The 14,254-nt window shown below is 34.9% G+C and carries 17 protein-coding genes; 4 read left to right on the top strand and 13 right to left on the bottom strand.

What is annotated here, in order from left to right; genetic code table 11:
* Positions 1-53: 53 nt before the first annotated feature.
* From FC66_RS05865 to FC66_RS05850, 4 genes are read right to left on the bottom strand one after another with little or no spacing between them, the layout of a single operon-like run.
* The gene (locus FC66_RS05865; RefSeq protein ID WP_057974460.1) at positions 54-527 is read right to left on the bottom strand and encodes a hypothetical protein; all 474 of its coding nucleotides are present in this window, start codon (positions 525-527) and stop codon (positions 54-56) included.
* Positions 524-1,138, bottom strand: coding sequence for an ATP-binding cassette domain-containing protein (locus FC66_RS05860; RefSeq protein WP_225416504.1), 615 nt, complete (start codon positions 1,136-1,138; stop codon positions 524-526). Before FC66_RS05860 ends, FC66_RS05865 begins: the two co-directional genes overlap by 4 nt.
* The gene (locus FC66_RS05855) at positions 1,138-1,671 is read right to left on the bottom strand and encodes a hypothetical protein (protein ID WP_057974459.1); all 534 of its coding nucleotides are present in this window, start codon (positions 1,669-1,671) and stop codon (positions 1,138-1,140) included. Before FC66_RS05855 ends, FC66_RS05860 begins: the two co-directional genes overlap by 1 nt.
* An 18-nt stretch (positions 1,672-1,689) precedes the next feature.
* Positions 1,690-2,457: a hypothetical protein gene (locus FC66_RS05850; protein ID WP_057974458.1), complete on the bottom strand. Its 768-nt coding sequence runs from the start codon at positions 2,455-2,457 to the stop codon at positions 1,690-1,692.
* 285 nt (positions 2,458-2,742) lie between these two features.
* On the opposite strand from FC66_RS05850, the gene FC66_RS05845 reads away from it, so the two are divergent.
* Entirely contained in the window at positions 2,743-3,036 is a 294-nt protein-coding gene (locus tag FC66_RS05845; protein ID WP_057974457.1) for a hypothetical protein, read from the top strand.
* 66 nt (positions 3,037-3,102) lie between these two features.
* Here the strand turns inward: FC66_RS05845 and FC66_RS05840 are convergent, their stop codons facing one another.
* The 8 genes from FC66_RS05840 to FC66_RS05805 all read right to left on the bottom strand — a co-directional run bounded on the left by FC66_RS05840 (position 3,103) and on the right by FC66_RS05805 (position 10,254).
* Positions 3,103-3,873, bottom strand: coding sequence for an ABC transporter permease (locus FC66_RS05840; protein ID WP_057974456.1), 771 nt, complete (start codon positions 3,871-3,873; stop codon positions 3,103-3,105).
* Positions 3,873-4,769 (bottom strand): ABC transporter ATP-binding protein, encoded by an 897-nt coding sequence (locus FC66_RS05835; protein ID WP_057974509.1) that lies wholly within the window; start codon positions 4,767-4,769, stop codon positions 3,873-3,875. The genes FC66_RS05840 and FC66_RS05835 overlap by 1 nt, the downstream gene beginning before the upstream one ends.
* Before the next feature lie 143 nt (positions 4,770-4,912).
* Positions 4,913-5,980 carry a hypothetical protein gene (locus FC66_RS05830; protein WP_057974455.1) on the bottom strand — a complete coding sequence of 356 codons (1,068 nt, stop codon included), beginning with the start codon at positions 5,978-5,980 and terminating at the stop codon, positions 4,913-4,915.
* Positions 5,980-6,873 carry an ATP-binding cassette domain-containing protein gene (locus FC66_RS05825; protein WP_057974454.1) on the bottom strand — a complete coding sequence of 298 codons (894 nt, stop codon included), beginning with the start codon at positions 6,871-6,873 and terminating at the stop codon, positions 5,980-5,982. Before FC66_RS05825 ends, FC66_RS05830 begins: the two co-directional genes overlap by 1 nt.
* 2 nt (positions 6,874-6,875) lie before the next feature.
* The gene (locus FC66_RS05820) at positions 6,876-7,250 is read right to left on the bottom strand and encodes a GntR family transcriptional regulator (protein ID WP_057974453.1); all 375 of its coding nucleotides are present in this window, start codon (positions 7,248-7,250) and stop codon (positions 6,876-6,878) included.
* 113 nt (positions 7,251-7,363) lie between these two features.
* A complete protein-coding gene (locus FC66_RS05815; protein ID WP_057974452.1) occupies positions 7,364-8,956 on the bottom strand; it encodes a CTP synthase in 1,593 nt (530 codons plus the stop codon).
* 216 nt (positions 8,957-9,172) lie between these two features.
* A complete protein-coding gene (gene rpoE / locus FC66_RS05810; protein WP_057974451.1) occupies positions 9,173-9,769 on the bottom strand; it encodes a DNA-directed RNA polymerase subunit delta in 597 nt (198 codons plus the stop codon).
* Positions 9,770-9,813: 44 nt separating this feature from the next.
* Positions 9,814-10,254 (bottom strand): YwiB family protein, encoded by a 441-nt coding sequence (locus FC66_RS05805; RefSeq protein ID WP_057974450.1) that lies wholly within the window; start codon positions 10,252-10,254, stop codon positions 9,814-9,816.
* 178 nt (positions 10,255-10,432) lie between these two features.
* Here FC66_RS05805 and FC66_RS05800 point away from each other — a divergent pair, with 178 nt between their 5' ends.
* Both FC66_RS05800 and yidA read left to right on the top strand, forming a co-directional pair.
* Positions 10,433-11,800, top strand: coding sequence for an HD domain-containing protein (locus FC66_RS05800; RefSeq protein ID WP_057974449.1), 1,368 nt, complete (start codon positions 10,433-10,435; stop codon positions 11,798-11,800).
* Positions 11,790-12,605: a sugar-phosphatase gene (yidA, locus tag FC66_RS05795; protein ID WP_057974448.1), complete on the top strand. Its 816-nt coding sequence runs from the start codon at positions 11,790-11,792 to the stop codon at positions 12,603-12,605. The genes FC66_RS05800 and yidA overlap by 11 nt, the downstream gene beginning before the upstream one ends.
* Positions 12,606-13,048: 443 nt before the next feature.
* On the opposite strand, the gene FC66_RS05790 is transcribed toward yidA, so the two are convergent.
* Entirely contained in the window at positions 13,049-13,405 is a 357-nt protein-coding gene (locus tag FC66_RS05790) for a DUF3899 domain-containing protein (RefSeq protein ID WP_057974447.1), read from the bottom strand.
* 144 nt (positions 13,406-13,549) lie between these two features.
* Here FC66_RS05790 and mscL point away from each other — a divergent pair, with 144 nt between their 5' ends.
* Positions 13,550-14,002, top strand: a complete 453-nt coding sequence (mscL, locus tag FC66_RS05785; RefSeq protein WP_057974446.1) for a large conductance mechanosensitive channel protein MscL — start codon at positions 13,550-13,552, stop codon at positions 14,000-14,002.
* The last annotated feature ends 252 nt before the right edge of the window (positions 14,003-14,254 follow it).

Below are 14,254 nucleotides of genomic sequence, written 5' to 3'. Positions count from 1 at the left end.
CATAAAAACACACCATTTAAGAAGATAATTTATCTTAAATGGTGCGTTTTTATTTAATTTAACAGACTAAATCCAATTCTAACTACCATAATCATGCACAACATCTCAAAAAAAATATATTTATTCGTTCTAAAGGTCAACGTTATCATGAGACTCATCAAGGTTGTCACTAAAATTCGTAAATCACCTATAACAAAATTTTGTTTAATTGCCAGACTCATTACCAAATTTATAACAATGAGTATGATAAGATTTGGTGCAATTCGCTTAAAGGCCAACCAATAATATTTCACGTTGTTAACTCGAGGACGAATCATATTCTCCAATTGCCAGATATCATTAATGGGAATTAAAATAATTAATACCTCGAGACAACTCAAGAAAATAATCGTCAATTGACTCATTAGCGTCCCATTCCATGCAAAATTATATTGAATAGCATTCATAATTTTGGGATCTTGATAATAGAGACCAAAAATACATAGTTCTAATAGTACCAAATAAAGGATAACTTGATTCTTTCTCATAACTTTTGTAAGTCACCTTCGACTAGTTCATAACGCGTTGTAAATTCCAATTCTGATAAGTTTTCATGTGACGCAATAATAATAGATTTCCCTTCACCAATTAGCTCCATAACCATCTGGCCAAACGTTTCCAATGCCTTTTTATCAAGACCTCGTGTAGGTTCATCCAACAAGATTAAGTTTTGATTCTCCATAATAGCTTGTATAATGCCCACTTTTTGACGCATACCTAGTGAGTACTTATTAATTTTTTCACGACTATTATAATCTAAATCAAGCTTGCTAAATAAGTCACTGATTCTTTTCTCATTGTAATGATGATTAATTTGAGATAAGAACTTCATATTTTCTTTAGCTGTACTAGTTTCCATAAAGCTCGGGTTCTCAATTAATGCCCCAATTTCTACGTTTTCAAAAAGTGTAACAGTTCCACTACTTGGTTCCATAATATTAGCGATGATTTTGAAAAGAGTTGATTTTCCGGATCCATTAATCCCCATGATATGGATTAATTCACCTGAATCAACGGTTAAATTTAAGTCATTAATAATCTCATGTTGTTTAATTTTCTTTGATAATGCTTCTATTTTTAACATTTTTTTAGTTTCCATTATATAATTCCCTCCACATACCATTTAGAAATAATATTCATCACAAATGCGTAATGCCAGATAAAATTCATTCCCAGTGCAACTGCGAACACGAACACAGGGTTCATTCCAAAATTAATTAAGTTCATAACCATAATTTCAAATAAAAATAAGACCATATTAATCAATAAATAGAGATAAATGACGCCGACTCTAGCCGGATGTTCAACAGGCAACAACCATAAATTTAAAGCGTATTGAAATCCTAAATAAACGAGTCCAAGACTCATAGACAACATCAACTGACTTGTTAAATATTTTGTCAATTTCACTCTTGTAATGAGTAAGTTACTGATCCGGTTGTACCTCACTAACTGGCTAAAGATTAACACAAGTACAATTACGTTAGGTACAGTCGTTATAAAATTAGTCTGAGCTAAAGTAGAATAAACATCTTTATTTAACCCGCCTAACATTAATAGATTCCCACCGCCACAAACCAACACTGCCATAAGTAGTAAGACATTCTTCTTACGATTTAAAATTCCAATCATCCTGCTACCTCCTCATTCCTACTCATCATAGTATTGATCCCATACCTTATATAAAATAAAAGTAACTAACCCAAAAAAGAAAACTGAGCCGATAAAGGGAAACCACGCATTAAATTTAGGCGCATAGGAGCCAATCGTCCGTATTCCAGGTGTGAATAAGGTGTCAAAAGACACCGAATTCATAAAGAGAGAGCCAATAAAACTTCTAATATTTAATAACCCCATTAGTAGAGCCGGTACTAACGAAAAAAATAAACTTACAATCAGTCCTACGGCGTAATAAAGAACCGAATTTTTCAAAAATAAACCGATACTTAAAATGAAGCTAGCAAATACCATAGCGCCAATTGTTGATAGGATAAGGTAAAAGACTAAGTTTAGGATAGCGTTCGTTGAGAAGACGTAAGGTAATTGATCGAACAGACTCCGTGTCTCTTCCGTAAAATTAATTGGATTAATTATCATAACGGAAACAACTAATTCTAAAATTCGATAACTTAAAAAGATACCTCCTGAATAGACGATATTCATTACGATTGCTTTTAGTCGATAGCGTTTTTGTGAACCCAGTCGTGTGATCATAAGGTTATCAAAATGGTTATTTTTAGCGCTGATAATATTATGAGAATAAAGAAATGGCATCACTGAGATATAGAAAAAGAATAAAAGTGCTGATGAAAAGCTCCCCTGTGTACCATAAAAGAAATTTAATCCTGAAGCTTCTTTTGGAATACTTGCTAAACTGATATACTCATTTTTTGCGTATAAAATCGTCGCTATTACCACATATAAATATGAACAAATTAAAAATATAACTCTTTTTTTCTATTAAATATTAACATCTTAAATGTCCTTTCTATGTTGTTCACATTTCATTAAAATTTAAATTTTTGATTAATTATTTCTTCTCAGTATAACGAAGTATACAACTCTAAACAACGTTAGCGCATGAGTCTCTATTTTATTAAAATAACATAAATATTAACGGTCAGAGTTGTACATATGCGTTTAAAGAAAGCGTTTTACAAAGATGCTCATTTATCGTAACATTATACAGAAAGGAGGGATTTCATGAAGAAAATATGTTTTGTATTAACCGTTAGTTCCGGTATAAACTTTAGTTCAATAGATGCTATCCCATTTATTAAAAATCACGATGACCTAAAAGCCTATTTTTCTAGGTATTATGATGTTTCAGTTAACTATCTTAAAGATAAAGACAGCGTTGATTATTTGGTGGTCCCCAAACCTTTCGTGCCTTTTGATAATGAAAATAATTTACCAATAATTGAGGTGCCAGCACGTTTATTTATAGAAAAGGACTTTGAAAAAATAAAAATGTATCTAGATAATTCTATTTCTTAATAATTAAATAAAAAAATGGATAACGTAGAAAATTCTACGTTATCCATTTTAATTTCAACCGGTTAGTTAAACATTTTTACGCTTGAATACGAGGTATCCCAAGAATAAGAATACTGCTGTGTAACCAAGGTTACCCCAAATTAATTGATTTGTCGTCAAATGTGTTAAAGCCTCAAATGTTTTTCCGGCTGATAACTGATTACTCAAGTTCATCATGTTAAGCGGATTCCATTTAACCCAGTCCCATTTAGTAATAACTAAAATTTGGATACCTGAAAGGATACTCGTTAAGAAGTAGAATCCAATTCCGGCAGCAATTGAAGCACCAGAACTATTAAAGGCACTAGCTAATAGCAAGACTAAACTGATAATTAACCATAAATTCACAAAGTTACCAGCGAGGGATGTTGTTAATGCGCCGATAATCATTTGATTTCCTACTTTTTCTGCGAATGATAGATCAGGTAAGAAGATTACTTTAGCAACAATTGAAGCAACAATCACTAATACGTTTAAATAGATTGAGTAGATGAACACGGTCAACCATTTACTTGATAAAACGGCCCCCCGTGAATATTTACGATATAACAAATCTTTAATTGTTCCAAATTGTGATTCCATAGCAACAATTGTACTTGCACTCGCAACCATTATCATCACGATAAAGAACGTTGCGCCAAAACCACCAACAAACAGGTCTTTAGCTCCAAATATTTTAGGATTCATTTTTGAGATAATTGCAACGCCAAAAATAAAAATGGTAAGTAAAATTGAAATAATTGGTGTTGATTTCTTTTTCAATAATTTGAATGTTTCTTGTTTAACCAATGTTAACATCAGGCTTTACCCCCATCTTTTTGATCTAATAAATTAAGCAATGATTCTTCCATATCATTTTCTTGATGTCTAACATCATTGATTTGAATTTTATTATCATAAAGAACTTGAATAATATTTGCCAAATCAGCATTTTCACTCATTTTAATTTTAACTGATCGGTCAACTTGTAGCTCATACTTAGCCGCCGTTAAAACTTCCTTAGCTTTTTCATTATCAGTTGTCGTTAACATAACGTAATGGCTATGTCCCGCATTTAATTCCTCAACAGACATTGCTTGAATGATTTTACCTTTGTTTAAAATGATAAAATGATCAACGATCTTTTCTAATTCGCCCAAAATATGACTTGAAATTAAGAACGATGTTCCTTTTTTTGATAATTTCAATACAAGTTCACGGACGTCACGTGTTGCTTGAGGATCAAGTCCATTCATTGGTTCATCCAAAATAATTAATCTTGGTCGATTCAATAATGCCAAGGCAATTCCTAATTTTTGTTTCATCCCCAATGAGTATGACTTAGCCTTACGGTTAATATAATCTGTCATATGTAGGTCAGCCACAATTTCGTCTAGTTCTTCTTTAGTATTATTTTCAGAGAATAATTTTAAATGATCATAGCCACTTAAAAATGGATAAATACCGGGGTATTCAATTAACGCACCGACTTCTTCTAACGCCTGATGACTCGTTGTTGAAACCATCTTCCCATCAATCGTTATTTCTCCTGCTTGGTAACTAGCTAATCCAAGAATGGATTTCATGATGGTTGTTTTACCGGCACCATTAGCACCAACAAGTCCAACAATCTCACCTTCCGAAATCTTGAAGTCAATCCCTTTAAGCACTGTCTTTTTGCCGAAACTCTTTGTTAAATTATTTATCGTTAACATTTCTTTCAAACTGAATCCCTCCCAATAATATCGCTTTTATGTGTATAAATTGTAGTTTATCATAATCCACTTATTATACATACTAACAAGTTTGTAAGGTCGAAATAGCCCCCTATTCGTTATGAATAGAGGGCTATTATTTTTTAAGATTTATTTTTTGAAGATTTATTTTGTATCTTTTGCCAAATGTTTTGTGGCCGATAGATAACGATATACGCAACGATAAACGTGATAATCCCGGTAATGACGCCCACTTTTATCATTTCACTCAGCTTTGTATAACCGCGACCTTGCCCACCAATAATGAATCCAATATAAAGAGTTACAAAAATCAGTAACGGTTTTTTTAGATAGTTAAATTGTAAGTAAGGACCGTCTTGTTCTAATGACAGATTATTAAAGAAATAAGAAGCTGCCCACATCATTAACGCGGCTAAAATCAAGAATATTACTATCTGGACTGGGACGCTAGGCCCCATCATTTCCATATTATATTCGGACGCATAATTAAAAGGATTACCCATGCTATTATTGAGGAATGCCCCCGTAAATATTATCCAACTTCCAAGAAACCCAAATGCAGTTATTGTTGCTGCTAAAATACCGTTCACTAGAATTCCAACAATGGTTCCAACAGCATATATGGCAGTATATCCCGCTATATAATGTCCCAATTTTAATACTAAAAATGATTCTGAAACGTGGAAATAATTGCTTGAAATGAATAGTTTAGCAATACCAACATCTGCTATCATACAGATTACGATTGTTGCAAGTGTCGTTATAAATATTAATCCTGATTTTTTCCAAAAATATCGACGTCTTGAAAAACCACTCGAAAAGATAAATTCATTAAATTTTGTTTTTAAATCATATAAACTCGTAAACAGACCCACACCGACTATAAATAAAAGAAATATTTCTGACCAGGCATTGCCCAGAATAGTTGAGCCATCATTATAACCCATATCTGCTTGATACTTTTTATAATCTAACTGACTGACATGGTTTTTTATTTTACTTTCTTTAGCATCAGAATTGGTTTGCTTGACATAATACTCGTATGTTGTCATCTTTTCTGTATCCTTGACACTATTAATGGTGCCCACCGTGTTCATCATCGATACCCCGACAATTAAAGCAACAAATAACGCGATAAACCACTTGTATCTTTGCCAAACAATTTGATTCAATCTCTTATTTACTGTCATTATTTTTCACCTTCAGTACTTTCTTTAGCTGAAATGCTTGCTCGGAATAAGTCTTCCAGAGTTAACGGCAATTCTTCAAATAACGCTGGGTCTTCAGCTTGAATTTGCGCCTCAAGTTCTGCCGAATAATGTTCAAATAAAACAACGACTACGCGTCCTTGAATACTAATGGCGCGGCTATTTTCTTTGACAAAAGTTGGAATTTCTTTTGATTTAAACACTAATTGTACTTTTCGAGCTTCTGAACGCGTATCTTCTAAGCGATAATCACTCACAATATGACTACCCTTCAATACAATCGCGCGATCGATAAGTCGGTCTAACTCTTCTAGGTTATGTGACGAAATCAAAACGCCTCGCTGATCTTCAGAAACGGCATCGATAATAATCTGAAAAACCTGCTTACGAACGATAACATCCAAACCGTCCAACGGTTCATCTAAAATCACGTATGGTGCTCCGGTTGAAAAAGCTAAAACAATGTTAAATAACCCTTGCATCCCCTTAGAGAATTGACGGTATTTCGTTTGACGTGGTAAATCATATTCGATGACCCAATTGTTATATTTTTCACGATCGAATGTTTGATAGGCTAACTCGTAAAAGTCGGCGATTTTGTCGATTGTGTAGCTATCAAAAAAGTTATTTTGAGTATCCAAGTAGAAGAGCTTTTCCTTTAACGTTAAATCTTCTTTAATCCATTGGTCATCAATCAAAATATCGCCAGTATCTGGTATGTATTGGCCCGCGATTGACCTAAATAACGTCGTTTTACCGACACCATTACGGCCAATTAGACCTACAATTTCTCCGGGGACCAAGCTAATATTAATATCTTTTAATATGTCTTTGTCTCCGATTTTTTCTGATAATCCTTTAATTTCAAATCCCATGTTTAGCTCTCCCCCTTTTCAAAATATTGTTTAATCCAATCATGTATTTCATTTTCTTGTACACCTAGATAAGTTACTTCTTTAATTGTGTCTAATAATATCGTACGAACTTTTTGAATCTGACGTTCATCACGATCACTCTCATTTGTTGCTTTAACATACGTACCACGGCCTTTAACGGTGACAAGTACATCTTGCGACTCGAGCACCTTGTAGGCTTTACTAACCGTATTCGGATTCATCTCATGAATTTTAGCCATTTCTCTGACCGATGGGACTTTATCGTCTGTTTGTAAAATACCTTTAAAGATATCTTCTTTAATACCTGATATTAATTGTTCATAAAATGGTTTACTGCTTGTCTTATTAATTTGCACTTATCTCACCTCCACCATGTGTACTATTATACATAGTACACAAATTAATACAACCCCTATGCACAAAAAAAGAGAGGTCAACGGAATGTTAACCTCTCTTCGTTCATTATTTATTAAACTGTTGCGTTCACGAAAGCTTGGAATAAACCTTCTGGACGTTGTGGTCTTGATAAAAATTCTGGATGGTATTGAGCTGCCACGAAGAATTTGTTTTGAGGAATTTCAACAACTTCAACTAAACGGTTATCTGGAGATGTTCCAGAGAAGACCAAACCTTCGCCAGCAAGTTGTTCACGGTATTCATTGTTAAATTCATAACGATGACGGTGACGTTCTTGAATGACATCTTGATTGTTGTAAGCTGCAGCTGCAACTGTTCCTGGTTTTAATTTACATGGATATAAACCAAGACGTTGTGTGCCACCCATATCTTCAACTTCTTCTTGATCTGTCATCAAGTCGATAATGTTATATGGTGTTTCTGGAACAGCTTCTGTTGAATGTGCGCCTTGAAGACCCACCACGTTACGAGCAAATTCGATACATGCCATTTGCATACCAAGACAAACGCCTAAGAATGGCACATTGTTTTCACGCGCATATTGAATTGAAAGAATCATCCCTTCAAGTCCACGGTTACCGAATCCACCAGGTACGATGATACCATCAGCAGCTTGTAATGCTTCGACAACGTTGCTTTCATCTAATTTTTCAGAATCAACCATCGTAATCTTAACGTCAGCATCAACCGTGTACCCAGCATGTTTCAATGCTTCAGCAACAGAGATGTAAGCATCTGGTAATTTAACATATTTACCAACAAGCGCAATATTGATCGTTTTCTTCAAGTTTAAAACTTTCGTTTCAAGTTCTTGCCATTCAGTCATATCAGCTTCTGGCGTTGTTAATTTCAAGTGATCAACAACAATTTGGTCCATTCTTTGCTTTTGTAATGCTAAAGGAATCGTGTATAACGTATCAACGTCCATTGATTCGATAACCGCTTCTGGTTCAACATCACAGAAATTAGCTAATTTATTACGCATATCTTGTGAAATATGTTCTTCTGTACGAACAACTAGCATATCTGGTTGGATACCCAAACCACGTAATTCTTTAACACTATGTTGTGTTGGTTTTGTTTTCATTTCACCAGCAGCTTTTAGGTATGGAATTAAAGTTGTATGGATATAAATTACGTTTTCAGAACCAACATCAGCTTTCATTTGACGCAATGCTTCAAGGAAAGGTAATGATTCAATATCGCCGACAGTTCCACCAATTTCAGTAATCACAACGTCTGAATCTGTTGTTGTTCCAGCGCGCATGATTTTTTCTTTAATTGTGTTTGTGATATGTGGAATAACTTGAACTGTGGCACCCAAATAATCACCACGACGTTCTTTTTGTAAAACTTCTGAATAAATTTTACCAGTTGTCACATTCGAATATTGATTTAAGTTGATATCAATAAAACGTTCATAATGACCAAGATCTAAATCAGTTTCCGTACCATCATCAGTTACGAAGACTTCCCCATGTTGATATGGGCTCATCGTTCCTGGATCCACATTAATGTAGGGATCAAACTTTTGAATTGTGACCTTTAAGCCTCTGTTCTTTAATAAACGGCCAAGAGATGCTGCAACGATCCCTTTACCAATTGACGAAACAACGCCACCTGTAACAAAAATATATTTGGTCATTATGAATCTCCTTTGGGTTAGTTTTTTTGGGGATTGTATGTTTATGGCCTGATACTTGTTCATTATAAATATAAAAACAACAAGCTCCCTAAGCTAACTAGATTACTCTAATCAGGGTAGGGAGCTTGTATCAACCGTGCGTTTGCCCTCGCAAGAAATACCTGCGAGGTGCCCAAAAAATATATTACAGGGTTTTGACGAAATCGTCAAGTCCTTTTAACTATTTTCCTCGTCATCATCTGTATCATCATCAGCTATCTCAGATAATTGATCTTCAATACCTTCTGGTAATTCTTCTTCATCATCAGAATCATCATCAGCTATTTCATCAAGATCTTTATCATAGCCTTTGATTTCTGCATCTTCATCGTCATCATCGTCGTCATCTTCATAAGTTGCATCTAAATCATCGTCCTCAGGATCGTCATCATTGTAATCGATAACGTCATCATCATCAGCGACATCTGCTAAGAAAGCATTAACTTTCTTACGTTTTTTACGTTTAGGACGATCTTCGTCATCTTCATCTTCCACATGAGCAACAGCTTCATCGATTGAATCGAAGGGATACCATGAACGTAATCCCCATAAGTTCTCTCCAAGCGAAATGAAACTACCATCTGCGTTCAAATCTGTGTAAAATTGTGATAAGCGATCTCTCACTTCTAAATCATTTTTACCAAGATATGTTTGGATTTCATTAGTTAAGTCAGCAAAACCCATGACGTCACCATGTTGCGATAAGATTGCGTGAGCAACCTCAATCATTGATAACTCGTCTTTGTTTTGGCCATCGAATTGTTTAAGCTCCAACTAGCACACGTCCTTTCCAAAAGTCTACTCTTAATCATACATTTTTATGCGGTAAATTGCAATCGGATATTGTAGTCTCCTAATAATTCACCATTAGTTGTCAATCGGTAATCAATCTCAACTGACCCCGAAATAGGTTGATTTTTTAATTGGCTTTTTAGCCGTTTCGTTTCAATTTCAATTGGAATCCGGCCATACGCCGTTTTATAAGTTCCGCTAATCTTTTTTTGCGCCAAAAAGATTAATTTTGTTCGGATGGCATCTGTTTCTCGTGTTAATTGAATTTCGCCATCATCTTGTAATTTAAATGTGACTGGAATTGTTTGACCAGTCTCTTCATCTTCTTCTTTATATCTGATGTACATCCCGTCGCCTAAACGAACAAGTTGACCTGTCGTTTCAATGACGTAGCGTTCAACTTCGCCTTCTTGCGTTTTAACCGTTTCTAAATGAATTGCAATTTGTTTATCCAATGTGATTGCCACGTGACTGAGTCCTCCGTTCACCTTATTGTTTCATTGTATTATAACTTAGATTTTCATAAATGTCGTTACTTAAAATCAGGATTATATCATGACTAAATTACGAATGTTCGTTATAATGAAAGTATTGCGTCATTACATGGACTCAATTTGTCGTTAAATTTTCGAGGAGGGATTTCTATTGCTCGAACAATCACCGTTACTCACTAGAGAAAAAGTATTACGTGATCCAATTCACGATTACATTTATGTGCAACATCAAGTCATTTTAGACTTAATTAATACTAAAGAATTTCAGCGTTTACGCCGAATTAAACAACTGGGTACAACATCACTAACATTCCATGGTGCTGAACATTCTCGTTTCACTCACTCTGTTGGTGTTTATGAGATTACGCGTCGCATTTGCGATAACTTTCAACGTAATTACCCAACCAAAGAAGCCGGTGACGGTTTATGGGATGATTCTGAAAAATTAGTTGCGTTATGTGCTGCACTCTTGCATGATATTGGCCACGGCCCTTACTCGCATACTTTTGAGCATATCTTCAAAACAGACCATGAAGCTATTACCGCACAAATTTTGACTGATCCTTCAACCGAAATCAATCAAGTTTTAGCAGGTGTTTCAACTGATTTCCCGGCAAAGGTCGCAAGTGTCATTCAGAAAAAATATCCGAACCCACAGGTTGTTCAATTAATTTCCAGTCAAATTGATGCAGATCGTATGGATTATCTGCTACGCGATTCTTACTATACGGGTACAAATTATGGAACATTTGATTTAACACGGATTTTACGCGTGATGCGCCCTTATAAAGGCGGCATTGCATTCGATATTAACGGGATGCATGCGGTTGAAGATTATATCGTCAGTCGTTTTCAAATGTACGTCCAAGTTTATTTCCATCCAATTTCTAGATCAATGGAAGTTATTTTAAGTCACCTCTTACATCGTGCTAAGTATCTATACGAAAATAATCGATTAGGTCTTGAAGATTCTCCAAAGTTATTGATTCCACTTTTTGAGAATGATTTCTCGTTAGACGATTACTTACAGTTAGATGATGGTGTTTTAACGACTTATTTCACAGAATGGCGTCAAAATACGGATACCATTTTAAGTGATTTAGCCGTTCGTTTTTTAGATCGTAAACCTTTCAAATCAATTAAATTTGATGCGAATACGGCCGACTTGCTTCCTGATTTAGAGCGTTTAATCGAATCAGCCGGCTTCAACCCTGAATATTATACGGCTGAAAACGATAGTTACGATTTACCTTACGACGCCTATGATCCAACTAAGGATAAACCACGTACTCAAATCGAATTGGCTCAAGAAGACGGCTCGCTCGTTGAGCTTTCTAGTGTTAGCGACCTAGTTGCCTCAATTACCGGCAAAGTTTCAGGTGACAGGCGTTTCTTCTTCCCAAGAGAATTGTTGAAATCAGAAGATGATTTATTCGTAGATATTTATAACCAGTTCAGAACTTATATTAACAACGATAACTTAATTCACCCAAAGGAGATTACACAACATGACAATTAAATTAATCGCAATTGATATCGATGGCACACTTGTTGATGATCAAAAAGAAATTGCGCCAGAAACAATCGCTACTATCAAAGCTGCTAAGGCTGCAGGTATTCGGGTCGTTCTTTGTACCGGCCGTCCATTAACTGGTGTCACAAAATACTTAGAAAAATTAGATTTAACAACAGATGACGATTTTGTTATTACATTTAACGGCGCTTTAGTCCAAGTTTCTGGTACTGGTGAAAGTTTAATTCACCACACATTAGATATTAACGATTACCACTTACTTGAAGAAACCAGTCGTGAATTGAACGTGCATATGCATGCTGAAGATCAAAAACTGATGTACACACCCAATGCTGATATTAGTGAATACACGGTTGCCGAATCTTTCTTGGTTCAAATGCCACTTCGTTTCCGTAACCCAGAAGAAATGCCTAAAGATATTGTTATTTCAAAAATAATGTATATTGATTATCCTGAAGTTATCACACGCGTTGTTAACGCCTTGCCCGCAAAAATCGCAGATAACTACTATTATGTTCAAAGTGAACCCTTCTTCTTAGAACTTTTAAATAAGAATGCCAGCAAAGGTAATGCCGTTATGGGCTTAGCCGAAAAATTAGGCATCAAAAAAGAAGAAGTTATGGCACTTGGTGATCAAGGTAATGATTTATCAATGATGCAAGCTGTTGGTTTCGGTGTTGCCATGGGCAATGCTATCCAAGAAGTAAAAGATAGTGCCAAAGCTGTAACGGCTACTAATGTTGAATTAGGTGTCGCTAAAGCCATTCAGAAATATGCGTTAAATAACTAGAAACAACAATTAAAATCAGATTTAAAAGGGAGCTCTCAATTAATGAGGGCTCCCTTTGTTATTTATTTTAATTTTAGATGATTATTTTTGTTTTGAAACTTTTTTAATGATGAATGCACCTAATGCCGTTGCTGAAATAACCCCTAGTCGTTAAATATTTGTTCACCCAATATCGAATATAACAATCAAAAGCTAATTATTTAAAGTTGAAAAAGCATCACTATTATGACGTACATTGCAGATATGATTGCTACCAACCTTATTAGCAGTATTCCTAGTACCTAATGCCAAGAATCTTGTCGAAAGAAGGCCAACGTCCTAATATAAGTTTCAATAGACGCGATACCTATACCTATTAAGAATATTCCAACAAGCAATAAAGCTTTTAATAGATGGGCCATCAATCACATAATTCTCATTTACGTACTTCTAGTTTCGTTTTTTTAAAGTGTCACGGCTATTGAGATGACAATCATTACCATTCCAATAATAAAACATCCCCGCATAAACGGTGAAATTTTGAGTGGCCGATTCTTTTTGCTACCCACACTTCGAACATCTATTTTTCGTTCAGCATAATCTTCTTTAGATTCACCTTTGTCTCGACGTTTAAACCAGCCGGCGAATAGTTGCGCCTGTCCTAATATGAAACAGATACCCAATAAAATCAAACAGATTCCGATATAAAAATAAGCGTTTGATAAAGAAAAGTTATCTCCGCCGACACGGATCCAAACAATCGCAATAATCATAACAAGGATACTCAATAATAATGTACTATTCTTTTTAACCTGTTTCATAACGATTTGTTCCTCGCTGACTTTTAATTTGTGCCTTAATTATAGCATTTATCCCTGTTAACTCACAATTTCCATTTCACATATGCCATTGAATCCGTTATACTTTAAGATACAGTTAACCAAACTAAAGGAGACTTATTAACTATGTTAAAAGAATTTAGAGATTTTATCACTCGTGGGAACGTGATGGATTTAGCTGTCGCTGTTATTATTGGTGGCGCATTTACAACAATCGTTAAATCTTTCACAACTAACATTATTGGCCCTATCATTGCGCTTGTCGTCGGTAAGGTTGATTTGTCAGGAATTGTGCTCACAATTGGCGATACAACTTTTAAAATCGGACAATTCTTAGATGATATCATCAACTTTATAATCATCGCCTTCGTTATCTTCATGTTGCTAAAAGGGATAACATCACTCAGAAATGCAACAAGCAAATCTAGTGAAAAAGATGAAGACGAAAGCTTAGATGTCGCGTTAACACCGACAGAAGAGTATCTAAAAGATATTCGTAACTTATTAGCTGAAAGAGACAGCGACTTACCTCGAGAAGCTTCTAAGAAAATCGAAGAGAAAATTGCAAAAGAAGACTAACCTAATAATCACCAAGAGCCTACTCCGGTACTTCAATCAGAGTAGGCTCTTTTATTGTTGAGAACACTTTTTATATTTTTTCTTTTTTACGTCATAATTTCTTCACAACTCATTGTTATTATAAATTCATACCTTAATTAATAACTTTTAACTCTTAATTCATTTCCCCGAATGAATTAAGTTAATGAATAACTAATTTCTCCCCCGAAATTAATTATACCTACCCCTTTTTCCGTCAGTCCTCCCAGACTG

Source organism: Dellaglioa algida DSM 15638, assembly GCF_001434695.1.
GTDB lineage: Bacteria > Bacillota > Bacilli > Lactobacillales > Lactobacillaceae > Dellaglioa > Dellaglioa algida.
Note: the sequence above shows the minus strand (reverse complement) of the source record. Positions and strands in the feature narration are given on the sequence as shown.